This is a genomic window from Alicyclobacillus sp. ALC3, assembly GCF_028751195.1.
In the GTDB taxonomy this organism is placed as follows: Bacteria; Bacillota; Bacilli; order Alicyclobacillales; family Alicyclobacillaceae; genus Alicyclobacillus_L.
The window spans coordinates 3,885,394-3,901,945 of record NZ_CP066784.1 but is presented as its reverse complement, the minus strand read 5'-3'; the positions used below and the strand labels follow the sequence as shown (position 1 = coordinate 3,901,945).

General features: G+C 55.8%; 15 protein-coding genes. 2 read left to right on the top strand and 13 right to left on the bottom strand.

Annotation, left to right across the window (positions count from 1 at the left end; genetic code table 11):
- Positions 1-5: 5 nt before the first annotated feature.
- The 6 genes from JC200_RS17940 to JC200_RS17915 form a co-directional block, all read right to left on the bottom strand.
- Complete coding sequence (locus JC200_RS17940) at positions 6-518, bottom strand: adenine phosphoribosyltransferase (RefSeq protein ID WP_274433072.1); 513 nt, start codon at positions 516-518, stop codon at positions 6-8.
- Positions 519-528: 10 nt separating this feature from the next.
- Entirely contained in the window at positions 529-2,595 is a 2,067-nt protein-coding gene (locus tag JC200_RS17935) for a single-stranded-DNA-specific exonuclease C-terminal domain-containing protein (RefSeq protein WP_274433071.1), read from the bottom strand.
- Complete coding sequence (locus JC200_RS17930; RefSeq protein ID WP_274433070.1) at positions 2,592-3,545, bottom strand: cation diffusion facilitator family transporter; 954 nt, start codon at positions 3,543-3,545, stop codon at positions 2,592-2,594. Before JC200_RS17930 ends, JC200_RS17935 begins: the two co-directional genes overlap by 4 nt.
- Before the next feature lie 4 nt (positions 3,546-3,549).
- A complete protein-coding gene (gene secF, locus JC200_RS17925; RefSeq protein ID WP_274433069.1) occupies positions 3,550-4,461 on the bottom strand; it encodes a protein translocase subunit SecF in 912 nt (303 codons plus the stop codon).
- The gene (secD, locus tag JC200_RS17920; RefSeq protein WP_274433068.1) at positions 4,458-5,735 is read right to left on the bottom strand and encodes a protein translocase subunit SecD; all 1,278 of its coding nucleotides are present in this window, start codon (positions 5,733-5,735) and stop codon (positions 4,458-4,460) included. The genes secF and secD overlap by 4 nt, the downstream gene beginning before the upstream one ends.
- 108 nt (positions 5,736-5,843) lie before the next feature.
- Positions 5,844-6,224 (bottom strand): post-transcriptional regulator, encoded by a 381-nt coding sequence (locus tag JC200_RS17915; protein ID WP_274433067.1) that lies wholly within the window; start codon positions 6,222-6,224, stop codon positions 5,844-5,846.
- Positions 6,225-6,395: 171 nt separating this feature from the next.
- Between JC200_RS17915 and spoVB the strand changes: the two genes are divergently transcribed.
- Complete coding sequence (gene spoVB / locus JC200_RS17910) at positions 6,396-7,988, top strand: stage V sporulation protein B (RefSeq protein WP_274433066.1); 1,593 nt, start codon at positions 6,396-6,398, stop codon at positions 7,986-7,988.
- A gap of 10 nt (positions 7,989-7,998) precedes the next feature.
- Here the strand turns inward: spoVB and JC200_RS17905 are convergent, their stop codons facing one another.
- On the bottom strand, positions 7,999-8,823 hold the full coding sequence (locus tag JC200_RS17905) for a DUF421 domain-containing protein (protein ID WP_274433065.1): 825 nt from the start codon (positions 8,821-8,823) through the stop codon (positions 7,999-8,001).
- A gap of 81 nt (positions 8,824-8,904) precedes the next feature.
- Complete coding sequence (locus JC200_RS17900; protein ID WP_274433064.1) at positions 8,905-11,067, bottom strand: sensor domain-containing diguanylate cyclase; 2,163 nt, start codon at positions 11,065-11,067, stop codon at positions 8,905-8,907.
- Positions 11,068-11,277: 210 nt separating this feature from the next.
- Between JC200_RS17900 and JC200_RS17895 the strand changes: the two genes are divergently transcribed.
- The gene (locus JC200_RS17895; protein ID WP_274433063.1) at positions 11,278-11,682 is read left to right on the top strand and encodes a TIGR04086 family membrane protein; all 405 of its coding nucleotides are present in this window, start codon (positions 11,278-11,280) and stop codon (positions 11,680-11,682) included.
- A 104-nt stretch (positions 11,683-11,786) separates the two neighbouring features.
- Here JC200_RS17895 and yajC read toward each other — a convergent pair whose 3' ends face one another.
- The 5 genes from yajC to sigI all read right to left on the bottom strand — a co-directional run bounded on the left by yajC (position 11,787) and on the right by sigI (position 16,496).
- Positions 11,787-12,161 carry a preprotein translocase subunit YajC gene (yajC, locus tag JC200_RS17890; protein WP_274433062.1) on the bottom strand — a complete coding sequence of 125 codons (375 nt, stop codon included), beginning with the start codon at positions 12,159-12,161 and terminating at the stop codon, positions 11,787-11,789.
- A complete protein-coding gene (tgt, locus tag JC200_RS17885) occupies positions 12,158-13,327 on the bottom strand; it encodes a tRNA guanosine(34) transglycosylase Tgt (RefSeq protein ID WP_274433061.1) in 1,170 nt (389 codons plus the stop codon). Before tgt ends, yajC begins: the two co-directional genes overlap by 4 nt.
- The gene (gene queA, locus JC200_RS17880; protein WP_274433060.1) at positions 13,324-14,373 is read right to left on the bottom strand and encodes a tRNA preQ1(34) S-adenosylmethionine ribosyltransferase-isomerase QueA; all 1,050 of its coding nucleotides are present in this window, start codon (positions 14,371-14,373) and stop codon (positions 13,324-13,326) included. Before queA ends, tgt begins: the two co-directional genes overlap by 4 nt.
- A 183-nt stretch (positions 14,374-14,556) precedes the next feature.
- Entirely contained in the window at positions 14,557-15,729 is a 1,173-nt protein-coding gene (locus JC200_RS17875; protein WP_274433059.1) for an anti-sigma factor domain-containing protein, read from the bottom strand.
- A 20-nt stretch (positions 15,730-15,749) separates the two neighbouring features.
- Entirely contained in the window at positions 15,750-16,496 is a 747-nt protein-coding gene (gene sigI, locus JC200_RS17870) for an RNA polymerase sigma factor SigI (RefSeq protein ID WP_274433058.1), read from the bottom strand.
- Between the last annotated feature and the right edge of the window lie 56 nt (positions 16,497-16,552).

The following is a 16,552-nucleotide window of genomic DNA, read 5'->3' as shown; positions in this document are numbered from 1 at the left end:
GCGCGTCAGAACTGAACCAAAGTCTTGATTCGGGTATTTTGAAGGCGTGCCCGACCGCCGAGGTGACTGAGTTCAATCAGAAATGCGGCTCCTACAACGATTCCACCAAGTTCCCTGACTAGAGTTGCACAAGCTTCCATTGTCCCGCCTGTAGCGAGCAAGTCATCCGCAAGCAAAACCCGTTGCCCGGGCAATACCGCATCGCGGTGCACTTCAAGTCGGTCTGTGCCATACTCCAGCGCGTAATCCACACCGATCGTTTGCCAAGGTAATTTGCCGCGTTTTCGCACCGGCACAAACCCACACTCCGTCGCGTGTGCCAGCGGCGCGCCGACAACGTAGCCACGTGCCTCCGGCCCTACAATCACTTGAGCGTCGCAGTCACGAGCGAACTCTGCCAACTCTTCAATGGCTGCCTTGTAGGCGACGCCGTTTGCCAAGAGTGGGGTGATGTCTTTAAACAGCACACCGGGCTGAGGAAAGTCCGGAACGTCGCGGATATAGCTCTCAAAGTTCATGTCATCGCTCCTAGGGATTAGACCACGCCCAAGCTAAGTGCTGTTGATAGCTAGGGGATTCTCTTAAATCACAAGGGGTTGCCTCATCAACCATATGATACGCGCTCGCCTCTCGGCGAGCAAACCCAAGCTCGACAAAGGTGTCAAGAATGACATTCAATTTGTCGGCTTCAAGCGCCTGAGTCTGAGAGGTCTCGCCGAAATGTAACCGTCGACGCGCCCTCAAAAGCCGATAGACATCGGTAAATAGCCCTCGGTCAATCACGGCGCCCGACAGACTGTGCGCAGACACCACGCGGGCCTGCACTCGCCGCACCCCCTGCCAGACGTTCTCCTCGAGGTGGACCAGTGCCCCTATCCGTCTCCCTGGTTGCCACGTCTTCGCAACGTCGTCGGCAGAAAACCAGACGAGCTCCAACTTGTTCGCGCCTTCGCGCACCTCAACGCGCAAATGCTGTCCGCGGCCCCCCATCGTTCGGACCCGAACTACTTCAAGCGGACCGAGGTAAAACAGAAGCGGTTCATTGTCTGGTCCGAAAGGGCCGACCCGGTTCACCCACGACCACGTGTCCAACGTCACTTCCGCAAGTGGCAGGTAATCGTCTGCGAACACGCCAGCGCTGTTCGCAACGTCCGAATCCGCTGCTCGCGATTGCCACCATGCCTCGGCGTGGTGGTCGAAGGCTGTTCGAAAACTGTTCAACTGGTCCTTTTCGAGTCCACATCCGATGGCGGAATCATGCCCACCGAAGTGCGCAAGGTACGTCGCGCAGTGGCTCACTGTCTCAAGCAAGGGGAAGCCGGCGGGTGCTCGTCCGGAGCCGCGCAACAGACCGGAACCGTCGTCTGCCAAAACGATGATAGGGCGCTTGTAACGGTCACACAACCGGGCAGCTACGATGCCAACCACTCCGAGCGGCCACGTTCCTGAGACCACAATGCCCCCGGGAACGGTCTCTCCAAAGCGCTCCACGCAGTCGGCTGCGGCCTCGGTGGCCGCTTTGTCGGTCGCTTCGCGGCGCGCGCGGTTCCACGCTTCAATCTGTTCGGCCGCCCGCTGTGCACACGTCGGGTCTGGAGCCATCAACAACTCAAACGCCACGGTTGCACTGCCCATTCGTCCCGCCGCATTCAGACGCGGTGTGATGTTCCATAGCAGTGACTGTTCAGTTACATTGGCCGCATCGATGCCTGCCGATTGGCAGAGCGCAATCCAGCCAGGCATGGTCGTCCTGCGCAACGCTTCGATGCCTGCGCGGACCAGCCGTCGGTTTTCACCCCGCATTGGCATGACGTCCGCCAAGGCCCCTAGCGTTGCCAGTCCATCGAGCCAAGGACAAAGGCCAGCCAGTCTCTCAGCCGCTTCGGTCGCGCGAAGGCTACGCAGTGCATCAAACATGGCGTCGGCCAGTTTTCGCGCGACGCCGGCACCCGACAGGCGGGCGACGGCAGTGGGTTCGTCCGACGCGACCCAGTGAACGATGGCCTGCGCAGCGGTTGGAAGGTCCTGGCCAGGTTCGTGATGGTCTGTGACAATCACGCTAAGTCCAAGTTCGGTAGCATATGTGACAGCTTCGTTCGCTCGAATGCCGTTGTCGACCGTGACAATCACTTTAGCTCCGGCTTCTCTGGCTCGCTCGACCAAACGGGTTGACAATCCGTACCCGTCTTCCACGCGGTGTGGAATGACACAAAACCAGTCGGCGTCGACGGCATCTAGGCATGTCCCAAGGATGGCACTCGCGGTTACGCCGTCTACATCGTAATCTCCCACAACACACACTCGCTGGCCAGCAGCGATATATTCCAACAACAACCGGACCGCAGCTTCCATGCCATGAAACCACTGCCATGGGAGCCCGGCCGCATTGTCAGGAGCACTCAGCCATTCCCTCGCCTCATTTTCATCCCCTGCCCTCGCGCACAACCACCGTGCCACGCGCACCGGGATGAGCATTTCGGCGGCGAGACGCTCTGCGACACCTTTGTCAACTGCGGCTGTCCGCCACAACATTGGCTGCTGTTCCATGCCTGCTTGCAGGGCCCAGGCTTGTGAATGACTCTGTGCTCTGTTCACTCTTCTCCTCCCTTGGTCCGCGACGTCCCAACTTCCTCGACGGCTTCATCGTCCTCGTTCTCGTATGGATTCACGTGTACCAGTGCATCCGCCACGCGTGAGAACTGCGCTTGTAAGTTTGTCTTCACCTGTGACGCAATGCTGTGACCTTCTGCTACAGAAATCGCAGCGTCAACACTTACTTCAACATCAAGAATGACGTACTGCCCATGGTCACGAACTCGCAAGTCGTCCAGCCGCATCACCCCTGACGTCTGTGATACACACAGAGCGTAACCCGCCAAGTCTTTGTCAGGTGCTGTTCGGTCCATCAGGGTTTGCGAGGAATCGCGAAGGAGTCCGTACCCGATACGCAGGACTAACAGCGCGACCAGCGCCCCCGCTACGGCATCCATGTGTTTTAACCACTGGACGTGCACGGCGCTGCCGAGGTCCGAAAGCAGAATTCCAATCAAGGCAGCGATCGATGAAAAAACGTCGGAGCGATGGTCGTAGGCACTCGCGACGAGGCTTGCACTGTTCATTCTCCGGCCCAAACGGTACGTATACTGAAACATGACCTCTTTGATAAAAATGGACAAAAACGCCGCGATTGCAGCAATCAGAGCGGGTGCCCGCGCTGGCAGAAACAAAGCGTGAAGCGATGTATATGCGACTTCAACGCCTGCACCGATCAGCAGAAGTGCCACGAGAGCCGTCGTGATGAGCTCTGCCTTGCCGTGGCCATAGGGGTGGTCCTCGTCCGGGGGTTTTCGAGCAATGCGCAGTCCGACGATTACGGCGAGAGAGCCTACGACGTCGGCTGCTGAGTGCACCGCATCGGCAAACAGCGCCTCACTGCCTGCTGTAATGCCGATCACGCCTTTACCAAGCATTAAGAGAACATTGACCGCGGCGCTGACCCACGCCGCGGTCTGTGCTTGTCTCTGCGAAGACGTAGATGCCCGCATCGCTCTACGACGTCTTGACCGGAGCTGCGGTACGGAACTGCCGGCTGCGCCATGCGACCCACAGGGGGCTGGCGATGAAGATTGAACTGTACGCGCCACTGACGAGACCGACAATCAGCGCGAACGTGAAGTTATGAAGCGCTGTACCGCCGAAGAAGTACAGCATTACGGCCGCGACGAGCACTGCGACGACCGTGTTGATCGAGCGACTCATGGTCTGCCACAAACTCTTATCGACGAGCTCCTGCAGCTCTTCGCGCGAATTGGGCGGCGTCGCCTTCATGTTCTCACGGATACGGTCAAAGATGACGATGGTATCGTTGATTGAGTAGCCGACAATCGTCAGCACTGCTGCCACAAACGGCAGGTCAACTTGAAGGCGCAACAGCGAAAAAGTCGCGAGCACGATAAAGGCATCGTGCAACACTGCCACCACACCAGCGATGGCAAACCGATATTCAAAGCGAATCGCAATATACGCGATGATAAACGCCGACGCGAGCAATATCGCCCAGATCGCTTGCCGAGATGTCTGCTTCGCGACAATTGGGTCCACCACAGAAAATGAGGCGCTGCTCGACTTCGGGTACATCTGCTTTTCCAGCGACAAAATCTTATTTTGCTGCGCAGGGGTCAGTCTCGTGGTCAAACGGACAATTGCCGCTTCCCGCGCACCTGTCCCTGCCGAGGTGATGGCTTGTTGTTCGATAGTAATTCCCGCTTTGTTGAACAGGTCGCGCACCTCTGCGTTATTCACGGTCTGGTTAATCTGCAGTTGAATCCGCGACCCGGAGACGAAGTCCGTGCCGAGGTTAAAACCGGAAATCAGAAACACCACCAGACCGGTGACCGTGATGAGGCCAGACAACAGAAAGAACCACTTGCTGCGTTTAATCAAAGAAAAATGTACCTTCACGATGCCACCGCCTTCTTCCGGAAGCCGTACCACCACGGTCGTTTCACGACGTTTGACCGAGTGAACAGCATCAGCATGATGCGGCTGAGCGCCACGGCGGTGATGAGGCCGACAATAATGCTGATCATGAGTGAAATGGCAAACCCTCGAATTTCTCCTTGCCCGAACCAGTACATGACCGCACCGGCGATAAAGGTCGTCGCATGGGCGTCTAAGATAGTTCGCAGTGAACGCCTGTTACCTGCAAGCACACTTGACTGCAAACTTCGCCCGTTGCGTAGTTCTTCCTTGATGCGCTCATACGCGATGATGTTTGCATCAACCGACATGCCAATACCAAGGACAAGCGCAGCGAGACCTGGGAGAGTCAACACCACGTGCAGCCCGGAGAACGTGAGCAATAACAGATAGACGTACGCGACCAGCGCAACGTCTGCTATCAATCCAGCCATGCGGTACAGCCAAATCATGAATAAGAAGATCAGAATCACTGCGATTAGCCCGGCCTCTAGGGTCGTCCTCAGCGACTGCGCGCCAAGCGACGGGCCCACGCTCGTCGAACTGATGCGCTGGAGCGGGTACGGGAGCGAACCTGCGTTCAACTGCTTCGCAAGCGCTTGACAAGCTTGCAGAGTCGTCAGGGAACCACCGCTAATCTCAGTCTGACCACTGTAGATGACATTTCTCACGACGGGGTCAGTAATCATCTGACCGTTCAAAAAAGTGTAAAGTGGTTTGCCGAGGTACTGCTGCGTGATGTTCTGCCATGCCTTTTTGTTCTTAAAAGTGACGTCCACGACGTACTGTCCGGTATTCGGATTTTGTCCTGCCGTTGCGTTGCTCTGCAAATCCTGGCCAGTCAACAGCGGTTTTGCGCCTTTGGGTAACACGAACTGACCAGTCTTTGGGTCAAGCGTCGCACTGCCGTAAATCTGCAGGTTCGCCGTGGAGCCAATAATCTGCTCAGCCTTCTGCTGATTGAAGGTGCCAGCCAAATCAATGCGAATCTGATTCCTGTTCTCCAGTTCAATCTGCGGTGAGGAGACGCCAAGCGAGTTCACCCGGGTATTCACAGCTTCGAGGGCTGCCTGAATCCCTTGTGATGTCACCGTGCCACCTGGAGTATTCGGCTCGACTTGGTACAACAGTTCAAATCCGCCTTGCAAGTCGAGGCCCAGGCGGATAGACTTCCATAACTGTGTTGAGGTTCCGGCCGTGAGGCCCACCACCACTAGGACCAGGGCGATGAACCCCAAAAATCGGCCCCACTTCATACAGCTTGTCCTCCTCTAAAACAACACCAATTCAGAACACCACTAGGTCAAGTCCCAGAGGAACGTTCCGTGCGGTTCCATACGTATATGGCACAGCCTCTAGTATAATCAAGCATGGTTCAGAGCGTCAAACGGTGTGCCTTGTTCATGGAAAATTCCCTGATACGCGTTGATCGTCGTGTAACTCATGAACCGACCCGCGTTCAATCCGAGCACAGCCTCAACCATTTCGTGCAACCGACCGCGCCCTTTCGTCATCGCCAGCACGCACTGCCAGACTTCCGAGGCCGTCACTTCTTCGTACCCGAGGAGATGAAATTCATCCGCCTTGACGGCGCACAGTTCCATCATCTCCCGTTCATACTGCTGCCACGCAGGGTTCACGCTCGGCGGCACAACCGGTTTACTCTGCACCAACGCACTGTCGTCGCGTTCGCTCACGTCCATTGCTTCCCCGTCTGCTTGTTGGCGAAGCTCCTCATCCAACATCTCCCCACCTCCATCAAGGTTCAATTCGCGAGAAACACGGCGGTTTCCTTCTTAGCTTGGACTATCACAAGTCACGACAGCATAGTCTCTTGAATGGTTGTGCCTTGTCCGTGTCTCTCCCTGCGTACAGACGTCTGCGTACACGACATCTAAGTAAAGGGGCGGTGTGCCGTGACCGAACGTTCATTCCTGCGTGGGGCTGTCGTGCTCATCGCAGCCAGTCTCGTCACCCGCATTATGGGTTTTGTCTACCGCATCTTCCTCACTCGTATCATCGGCGCACAGGGCATCGGTCTATTTCAAATCGTCTTCCCGCTACTTAGCCTCGTGCTGACGTTTGTCACTGCCGGGCTCCCCGTCGCAATTTCCAAACTCGTCGCTGAAGCGTTGGTGCAGCAGGACCGTGTCCGCGTACAGCGGATTTTGCGAGTCAGCACGGGTGTCATCGGCACCATGACGGTTATCTTTACGCTGCTGATGTGGCTGATGCGAGGGTTCGTCTCCTCACATTGGTTAACTGACCCGAGAGCGTATCCAACGTACTTGGCAATGATTCCGATTGTGTCGATCATCGCTGTATCGAGTGTATATCGAGGCTACTTTCAGGGTCTCCAAGATATGGCCCCGCCCGCGTGGGCATCGATTCTCGAACAGACCGTTCGCATTCTCAGTGTATGGGTCCTTGCCGCCTACTTCGTCCGGTTCAGTCTCGCCTACGCTGCTGCTGGCGCAATGGTCGGAATGCTGCTCGGTGAGTTAGCTGGCATGGTCTTTCTCATCGTCGCGTACCGGCGGCGAGGGAGAATCTCGTACGTTTTACCCAACGCGCCTGCTCGCAGTCTTGAAACGGTACGCCAAACGCTGCGAGCGATCACGAAAATTGCCGCCCCGGTGACCGGCAGTCGCCTCATCTGGTCACTCATCTACGCGATTGAGCCCATCCTCGTGACGAGGTCGCTGTGGCTCGCAGGCGTAGCGAAAGACACATCGACAGCCCTGTACGGCCAGTACGGTGGCATGGCGTTGCCACTGTTGGTATTTCCCACCGTGATTACAGGGTCACTCGCCGTCAACCTCGTCCCATCTGTTTCAGAGGCGATGGCCGGCGAGACGCGCAACGACCGACAAGTGCGCATCCGGGTTGACCAAAGCTGGCGTGTGACGGCAATCGTCGGATTCCCTACATCCATCGTATTGACCTTGTTTGCCACGCCTTTGTGCGCCATGATTTACCGCGAACCGTCTGTCGGTCCAATCTTGGCTCTGATGGCACCGGTCGGGTTTTTGCTCTACTTGCAGGCCCCCTTTGCTGGCATTCTTCAGGGACTCGACAAGGCGGGTCTAGCCATGGTGAATTCGATCGCTGGCGGCGTGGTTCGACTTGGCCTCATTTACGTGCTCGCATCTCAACCACACCTCGGGATATACGGTGTAGCCATCGCGACGTCAATTTCCGTCGTGCTGACGGCCGTCCTACATTTCATTGGCATCGTTCATTACGTGGGCTTTCCCATCCGCCTTATCGACACACTGAAGATCGCGGTCGCATCCCTCATCAGCTTGATTGGCATGCTCGCGCTGTCGCGCGGTCACGCAGCGCAACTGAGTGGCACTCACCTGCTGTCCGCCATACTGTTCGGGTTTATACTGTACTTCACTCTGCTCTGCTCGTTTCGCGTACTAACGTCAAGGAGTATTCGCCGGATTCCGCGCATTGGACCAGTGCTGGCGAATATTGTGTCTTACCTGCCCTTCGCTGTGTGATGGAGCACCTTTACTGATGACCGTCGGGTCTGCGGTCCCCGGATTTCTGTTCAGACTGTGAGACGTTTGCGTTGTGAATATGCGCTGCCCCTGCAGCATCGCCCCTCTGCGCCTGCTGTGCCGCACCTTGCCAGCGTTGGCCGACGCTGGCATCCCGCGGGTCAAGATGAATTTGGCCGGTTTCATCAATCGCTGCATAAAACACCTGATGAGTCGGTCCGTATCCGCGCCGTTTGAGTTCACCTTCCAGCCACTCAACGGGCTGACCGAGAATGTCGAGCGTTTTCTGCACGGGCACACCATCCACAATCAGCGGCAGTGGAACGGAGTCGTGACGGACAGCTCTGCCGAGGTCCTCGGGCGTCACCGGCCGCTTTTCGGCTTTGGGGAACACGCTTAATTTCCCAGATGTCTCAAGTATCGCAAATTCAACGTCGGCCACATTCGCGACACCTTTTTCTCGCAATTGCATGAGTAAGTCGTGCATGGTGTAGCGCGTCTTCTTCATCTCCGCGTCTTGAATCGAGCCGTGTTCGATGAGGACAGAAGGTTCCCCGTCAACCCAGTGACGGAAGCGGTGGCTCTTCAACTGTCCGAAAGCGACAATGACCTGAAGCACCACTAACATCGCGATCGACACGACGGACCGCCACAGGGTGACATTCGTGTCTTCCATGGGCAGAGTTGAAAGTTCGGCTACCATGACAGAGACGACAAAGTCGAACACCGATAACTGGCCAATTTCGCGCTTGCCCATCACCCGCAGGGCGACCATCACCAATAGATACAATACTAGAATGCGAAGTATAAAGTGCCAGAACGTGATGTGCCCCATTAAAAAAACCCCTTTCGGCATCGGTAGTATGGCCGAAACGGGTAAATTTACGCTCGCTATGTCCTTTTATAATCGCGCAGTTTAACCGGCCCCACGCGCGTCAGAGACGTTCGTCTTGAGTGATGAAAACATCTTGCTGATGTGCGCGAACACGGTTTCCACATTATCCACATCCGTCAACACGCGACTTTGGTAACGAACCCGAAGGGCAAGCGCAATGTTCGGCAAAGACTGAAAGTGGTGGGTCGAAAGCATCCGGTCAATGCGGCCGCCAACGGATGTCACCTCTTCTTCAGCGACGTCACGCAACAAAACCAAGAACTGGTCACCGCCATACCTGCAGATCAGTTCCTGATCGCGCACGCTCTCGCGAATCAATACGCTGATTTCCTGCAAAATGCGATTGCCAGTCTCAAATCCAAACGCGGCGTTTACATCTGTAAAACGGGCCATATCAAGGCACAGTACGCCCCAGGTTTGCGGCCCTTGCAGCAGCGATTCACGCACCTGAATCGCCACAAAGTGATATGTGTAAAGCCCCGTTAAGGAGTCCACAAACAATTGGGCGTCAAAGTCGGGTGTGTATAACGCAGTGCGGTTTCGACCGCGTTGCTTGGCACCCCAGTACATCGCAGAATCCGCCTTAAGCAAGATGTCGCGGTCGCTGTCTCCATCTTGCGGGAAGCCAGCGATGCCGCTGCTCACCGTGATGCCGTGAATGTCGAGGCCCTCAAAGGTCACGACGTGTCGACTGATGGAGTTGCGCACGCGTTCCACAATATTCAGCGCCTGCTCGGGCGCAAGCGGCAAGACCATCGCGAACTCTTCTCCACCGTAGCGCGCCACTACGGCGCCCTCTCCAGCCTCAGACGTCAACACTACGGCGAGAGAGCGCAACACGGCGTCACCGGCAAGGTGGCCGTAAGTATCGTTGAACTTCTTGAAATAGTCAACGTCGACCACCACCACGGACAATGGTTCACCCGTGTAACGGGACGTCATCAGGCGACTGGACAGTTCTTGGTAAAAATAACGGTAATTATACAGCCCTGTAGCGGCATCTCTCCACGACTGGCGCTGGAGTTCCTGGTACAGTTTTGCGTTGTCGACCAGAACGCCAACTTGGGAGGCCAACGTGCGGATTTCCTTGGTCAGTTCGCCAAAGGCGTACGGTCCATGCGCATAGCACACAAGCGCGCCCTTTGCGTTCCCGCGCGAGCGCATCGGAAAAATGGCCATAGACAAGTACGGCACGCGAGCTGTGATGCCGTCTGACCGAACTCGTTCATCCTTGCGCACGTCCGGAACGTAGGACCACCCTTCCTCGTCGATAACTTGCCAAATGACCCCTCCACTTTGACGGTAAAACCTGTCCTTGTTGAAGTCTTGCTCCGATTCACTTGGATACACAAGGATGGGATACAGCGCTTCATCCTCTTCGTCGAGCGCGAGCACCATCACTGCATCTGCATAAGTGAGTTTTGCGGCCGTAGTCGCCGCTACTCCTACAATTCGTTCGATGTCAAACTCTGAGGTGAGCTGAGCAGTGGCATCATGGATGCTTTGAATGAACGAGGTCCGCCTGTGCAAGCGCAACATCTGCGACAGTAACACGAGCGGAAGAATCGCCACGAGAGCGAGGAGCTGGTTGCTCGTCGCAATGCCAATCATAAGGAAAGCAAACGGCAGGGACAACAGCATGTAGACAGAGTCCACGGCCAAGGTGTAGAACATTTCACGGACACTGAACACCCCGCGCATCGCGTGATAAACCTGAATGAACAAGTGGTTCACGACGATAAACACCGCTGCGCCCGCCAACAGACCGGCGAAGACCAACCAATTCAGAAGGGGCTCGGTCGACTGAACAATGGCGTCATACACCCGCGCCATGACTAGCACAGATAACACATATTGCCCAGCGTTAAAGACAACCGTTTGCCAGCGTGACTTCTCCGGTGACAACATCGTGCCAAAAACAGCGGCTGCCACCATTAGCCAAACGGCTTCCGACTGTCCGTAGACCACCAAGGCCCCGATGGGCAGGGCATAGAGCAGAGAACTGACGACTTGCCCAAGCGGCACTGGAATCGCTTCAAGCGCAACGGCGAGCACGAACAGTCCTAAAGTCACGAAGAGGTTGTGATGGAACAAGTGAGGAATGTACCACAGAGCAGAGCCGATGCCGACAATCCCCACTAGTAACTGAAACACTCTTACGAACCGATCGCGTCGAACATCCAAGCCACTCACCTGCCCCCGGTCCCAGGAAAACTTCCAGTAATTTCCACACATCCGCACAACTCGGTATTTTCGCCATTGTACCACATTACTTCATATTAGGTGGACAACTTGAATAGAAATGAAAGAGGATTATGTAAATTCTACAGTTCTGCGGGCCCAGACAGATTCCTTCGTGTCCAAGTGGCAGTCCGCAGGCAGGAGGTGAAGCCGATGGAGTCTAGTATGCGCAGCAGCCCGCGCGCCCTGCGCCGCTTTCCGATTCTGTACGGACTCGTTTGGGCGCTCTTTTACGCGGTAATAGGCGTCCTCGCAGTTTCCCTATGGGTTCATGTCCACCCTCTCGCTACCTCGACAATCACAACGCTCGCGTACATCATTCATTGTGCCAGCGTGCTGTTCGGGTCAATCGCGGCGAGTCGCGCGGCAGGAGAGCGCGGTTGGTACTCAGGAGGCATGGTCGGCCTACTGTATGCCTTGCTCATGCTAGGCATCGGACTGGTCGTCTACAGCACGTTCTCTTGGGATGCAACCGGACTCTTCCATGTTCTATTGATGGCCCTGATTGGAGCGTTCGGAGGCATCATCGGCGTCAACGCCGGCGGTGGCAACCGATAACTTCGGCCACCTCACTTTCGCATTGCGTCGCAAGCAAAACGACCCCGCCTTTGTCTTTTGCGGGGTCGTCGTTAATTTGATTCGGTAAATGACAACTCAACTGCTCACGAGCGGGGCGGGGCACTCTGAGACTCCTCGTCGTCGACGTGCGAAAAACCTTCATTCTCCTCGTCGTCACCAAATTCCTCGCCATCTTCATCTTCGGTTATATCAGTCAGAGGAGCTTCTTCGACAACGCGAATGATAGCGCGCTGGTCAAGCTCGATTTCCACATCCTCAGCAATTCGAACGAGCAAAACGTCTCCTTCAACCGAGACAATTTCTCCGTAAATCCCGCCCGATGTCAGCACCTTTGCTCCCGGGCCGAGTTTGTTCATCATCGTCTGACGGTTCTTCTGCTGCCGCCGCTGGGGCAACATAAACAGCACATAAAAAACCACCACAATCAAAACGATGAAAAGAATACTTTGAGTCTTCAATCAGACACACCCTCTCCAGCCGTGGTTTGTCCCACTGCAGTATGGTCATTATAACCGAAACGCCCATAGAATTCTCGCTTATACGTCGCAAACCGCCCCTCGTCCAGGGAGCGACGAATGTTTGCCATGATACGTATCAGAAAGTAGACATTGTGATAGCTCGTGAGACGAATTCCGAGCACTTCGCCGGCCTTGAGCAAGTGGCGAATGTACGCTCGCGAGTACGTTCGACAAACCTGACAATCACAGTCGGGGTCGAGCGGTTGAAAATCGCGCTTGTACTGTGCGTTCTTCAACACAACTTTACCAGCGTGCGTTAACACCGTACCGTTGCGCGCAATGCGAGTTGGCAGGACACAGTCAAACATATCCACACCTCGTTCTACACCTTCGAACAAATCGTCTGGTGAGCCAACGCCCATCAGGTAACGAGGCTTGTCCGCAGGCAAAAACGGCGTCGTATGAGCGAGGACGTCGTACATCAGCGGCTTCGGTTCACCGACACTGAGGCCGCCAACAGCGTAGCCAGGAAAATCTAATTCCACCAACCGTTCCGCCGATTCCCGACGCAGGTCAAGTTCCATGCCGCCTTGCACAATCCCAAACAGCGCTTGTTCATCCGCTCGCCCATGTGCAACCTTGCACCTCTGTGCCCAGTCTAGTGTTCGGCGCAGTGACGTTACTAGGTAAGAGCGTTCAGCCGGGTAGGGCGGACACTCGTCAAACGCCATGATTATGTCAGCGCCAAGGTTGTTCTCAATCTTCATGACCGACTCTGGTGAAAAGAACCTCGGACTGCCGTCAATGTGCGAGCGGAACTGCACACCTTCATCCGTGATCTTCCGCAAGTCCGCCAGACTGAACACTTGGAACCCGCCACTGTCGGTAAGCACTGCTCCGTCCCAATGCATAAATTCGTGTAACCCACCTGCTTCAGCCACAAGGTCGTCACCTGGCCGCAGGTGTAAGTGGTACGTGTTCGAAAGAATGATGCCGGCGCCGATTTCACGAAGTTCAAACGGCGACAGTGTTTTCACGGTCGCTTGTGTGCCAACAGGCATGAACACCGGCGTCTCAATCACGCCATGCGGCGTCGTGAGTCGCCCCCGCCGAGCGAGCCCCGCTGGAGGAATCGGCAGCCGTTCAAAACGAACCGGGACTGTCAAGTGAGAGACCTCCTCGTGATGAACATCGCATCCCCGAAGCTGAAAAAGCGGTACTTCTCCGTGACAGCTACACTGTACGCCTCTTTGGTGAAGTCAACCCCCATCATCGCAGCGACAAGCATGACTAGCGTCGATTTGGGCAAGTGGAAATTTGTAATCAGTGCGTCCACCACCCGAAAGTGGTACCCAGGGTAAATGAAGATATCGGTTGAACCGGCTCCCGCGACGACAGTGCCACTCTCACCTGCACTCTCAAGAGTGCGCATCGCCGTGGTCCCAACAGCGATGACACGCCTTCCTGCAGCCTTCGCCAAGTTCACAGTTGCTGCCGTCTCAGGTGTCACTTCGTACCACTCTGAGTGCATCTGATGACCTTCCACAGTGTCCGAACTCACGGGTCTAAACGTCCCAATCCCGACATGTAGGGTGACGAAGACAACTTTCACACCTCTTTGTTCGAGTTCGTGCAACAAGTCCTTCGTAAAGTGCAGACCGGCTGTTGGGGCTGCAACAGACCCTGGTGGCTGCGCGTACACCGTCTGGTACCGCTCGCGGTCCGCGAGGGGTGCATGAATGTACGGCGGCAGCGGCATGACGCCCACGCGGTCGAGAAAATCCATCATCGGTTCGTTCAGGTGAAAAACGAGTTCGCGCATCCCATCATCAAGTTCTGCAGTAACCTCGGCAAACCCAATCTCCGCCTGTTGATCATCCTTGAATGACAACTCTGTTCCTACTCGCAGCCGTTTCGCCGGGCGAGCGAGCGCCCGCCACCGTAATGGAGCCACTTCTTCGGTCAGAAGGAGTTCAACCCGAGCGCCTGAGTCTCGCTTCACCGCGTAGACACGGGCAGGAATGACGCGCGAATTGTTGAGCACGAGGACGTCACCCGAAACGAGGTGTGACGCTAGCGCGGAAAACCTGTCATGCAAAACTGTGTTTAAAACGGGATCGACCACCATCAGACGTGAGTCACTACGCTCGCGAAGTGGTGTTTGTGCAATTAACTCTTCCGGCAATTCGTAATCAAAGTCATTGACCTGCAACGCCTAAACTCCTTTGTCGTCCACATTGAACTGATGTAGTCCTGGGCGTACGCGCAACGTGCACGTAACCTCGTCCAACTCATTATATGGAGTCTTTGCGCAAGGATCAAAAAATCAACCGAGCGGAGCCCCGTCGGTTTTGTCGCAATGTGTACCCTCTATTCTGTGATTTTTTTGTGATTGTTAATGAGAGAAAAGCCCACCGACCGTGTTCAGTGTGTTCCCAAGTAGGGGACTCGGCCCCACACCTGTCCCGTTCGACTGGCCAACGATGTTCGTGATCTCGTTGGTCAACCCTGAGCCAGGCGAGATGGTACTTCCCGACCCGCCCGGACCACTCCCGCTACTACCATGGCTAGCTGGTTGAGTCCCTCCTCCTCTTGGCGGTGGAGTACCGTTTGTCGTCCCACCCGTGCCGACTCTTTGACCCACGCCTGTGCCCTTGTTACTGGACGTCCCGCCAGACCTCGTTGCGGTCGATGGCCGACTGAAGATACCTGAGATTTTCAACTGGTCCAACATGGAAGTGATCTGTTCAGTTGATTTTGTGGTGTCGATGGACAGAATCGAGTTTCCATTTCCGAAAATTTGCCCCACTATCGTGGCATTCAAGTGTGACACCGACAGACCGTGTTGCTGCGCCAACAGATAAGACGCGACCTCCCCAGGCAGAATATTTGCCTGCTGAGCTGCCGTAAATACACTCTGTGGCATACTGACAGTGTAGACTGACGGGTGGAGTCCTTGACTTGCGCCACTCTGTTTAAGAGTCTGGAGGACTGTCTGACGGGCAGTCGCGACGAGTGTCGATACTTGAGCGTTTGCAGCTTGCTGAACGGGAGCAGCAGCAATGACAATACTGTCCTTTGTCGGCACTAACTTGTCTTTCAAAGCTTGACTCACAATCTGGCTCACCGCTTGCTGCAGAGATTCCCCAGAGAGATGGGGCAACTGTGACAGAACAGTTTTTCCGTCCTTGTCATTCGCGGACGCCGTCTGAACGTACATGCGCGGGTTGACGCCTAACGTCACGGAGGGGTTGATGTCTAGAGACACGAGTGCGTATGGGGTTCCGGTCGGAACCTGCGGCTGCGACCGGCCACCGTGGCCCGCCCACACGCCGACCGCGACTGCCAGGCAGGCAGCCGCAACAACACTCGTCCATCGCCGCCACTGCACGCCACGATGAAGCGCGGTTCGCCGCTCAAAAGAGGACTGCTCCTCCTCAAACGACAACTCCATCCCGACCGCAACATCCTTCACGCGCGCCACGCGGCAAAACTGGCCATCCGGCGTGAGTACAATCGCATGCTTTTTAGCAATCTGTACTACGACACCGCGCCTCTCCCCGTGCATGTTCTGTCACTCCTTTCTCGCTACGACAAGTACGACTGCAGGTGTTCGTAAGGACCCGTCAGCAAGATAACAATCGCCAAAATGTACTTTCGCTGTCGTTCCAGCGTCTTGCGCGACACGCTGACCCGCTCTTCGAGAAGTTTAAGCGGCAACGCCTTTCGCTCCTCCACATATGAGCTAAGGAGTGGGTCACCAGCGACTTCGCGAGCAATCGCGATGGCTGTCTGTCTGGCATCCGCGTGCTTTGGAGACAGTTCGACCAAGTCCGAGAAGGTGAGTCCGAACGCTTGCAAGGCGACGTTGTACAGCTCTATGTCACTCTGACGAGCCGCCTGCTCTTCGGCCTGCAAATGCGCTTCGACAGAAGTCCTCACTTCCACGTAATTGACGACATTGTCTTCGTCGTCGGCCACGTCAAACTGCGTCCAAGGCACGCTCTTTTGTCGCTGAGACCGCTGAGACCGGTAGTAGTCAATCAACCGTCTGCGAATTATCGTCTCAGCAAACCCCAAAAAACTGGCCTTACGGCTGCCATCAAATCGGTCAATCGCCTCATTCATGGCAATCAGTGCAACGCTGAACTCGTCGTCTTGTGAGCGGTCAATGTACCGCTTTGACGCTTGAGACGCAGTGCGCAGGATAAATGGTGTATACGCCGCAAGCAAGTCATTGCGTGCTTGTGCGTCTCCTGACTGAGCGAGTTCGAGCATGGTGTAGAGCTGGTTGGACTCTTCCGGCTTCTTCCGGCGAAAGGGCAATCCGCCCACCCGTGCCACCTCGCCTCTACAAAGATTCGACGCAAATGCTGGCTAACTGGGGGTGA

Coding starts and splice junctions, on each gene's coding strand:
- secD (WP_274433068.1), bottom strand. CDS start 5,735: ATGAAGTGGGGCCGATTTTTGGGGTTCATCGCCCTGGTCCTAGTGGTG.
- JC200_RS17915 (WP_274433067.1), bottom strand. CDS start 6,224: ATGTTGGATGAGGAGCTTCGCCAACAAGCAGACGGGGAAGCAATGGAC.
- JC200_RS17875 (WP_274433059.1), bottom strand. CDS start 15,729: ATGCACGGGGAGAGGCGCGGTGTCGTAGTACAGATTGCTAAAAAGCAT.
- JC200_RS17940 (WP_274433072.1), bottom strand. CDS start 518: ATGAACTTTGAGAGCTATATCCGCGACGTTCCGGACTTTCCTCAGCCC.
- JC200_RS17930 (WP_274433070.1), bottom strand. CDS start 3,545: ATGCGGGCATCTACGTCTTCGCAGAGACAAGCACAGACCGCGGCGTGG.
- JC200_RS17895 (WP_274433063.1), top strand. CDS start 11,278: ATGGAGTCTAGTATGCGCAGCAGCCCGCGCGCCCTGCGCCGCTTTCCG.
- JC200_RS17905 (WP_274433065.1), bottom strand. CDS start 8,823: ATGGGGCACATCACGTTCTGGCACTTTATACTTCGCATTCTAGTATTG.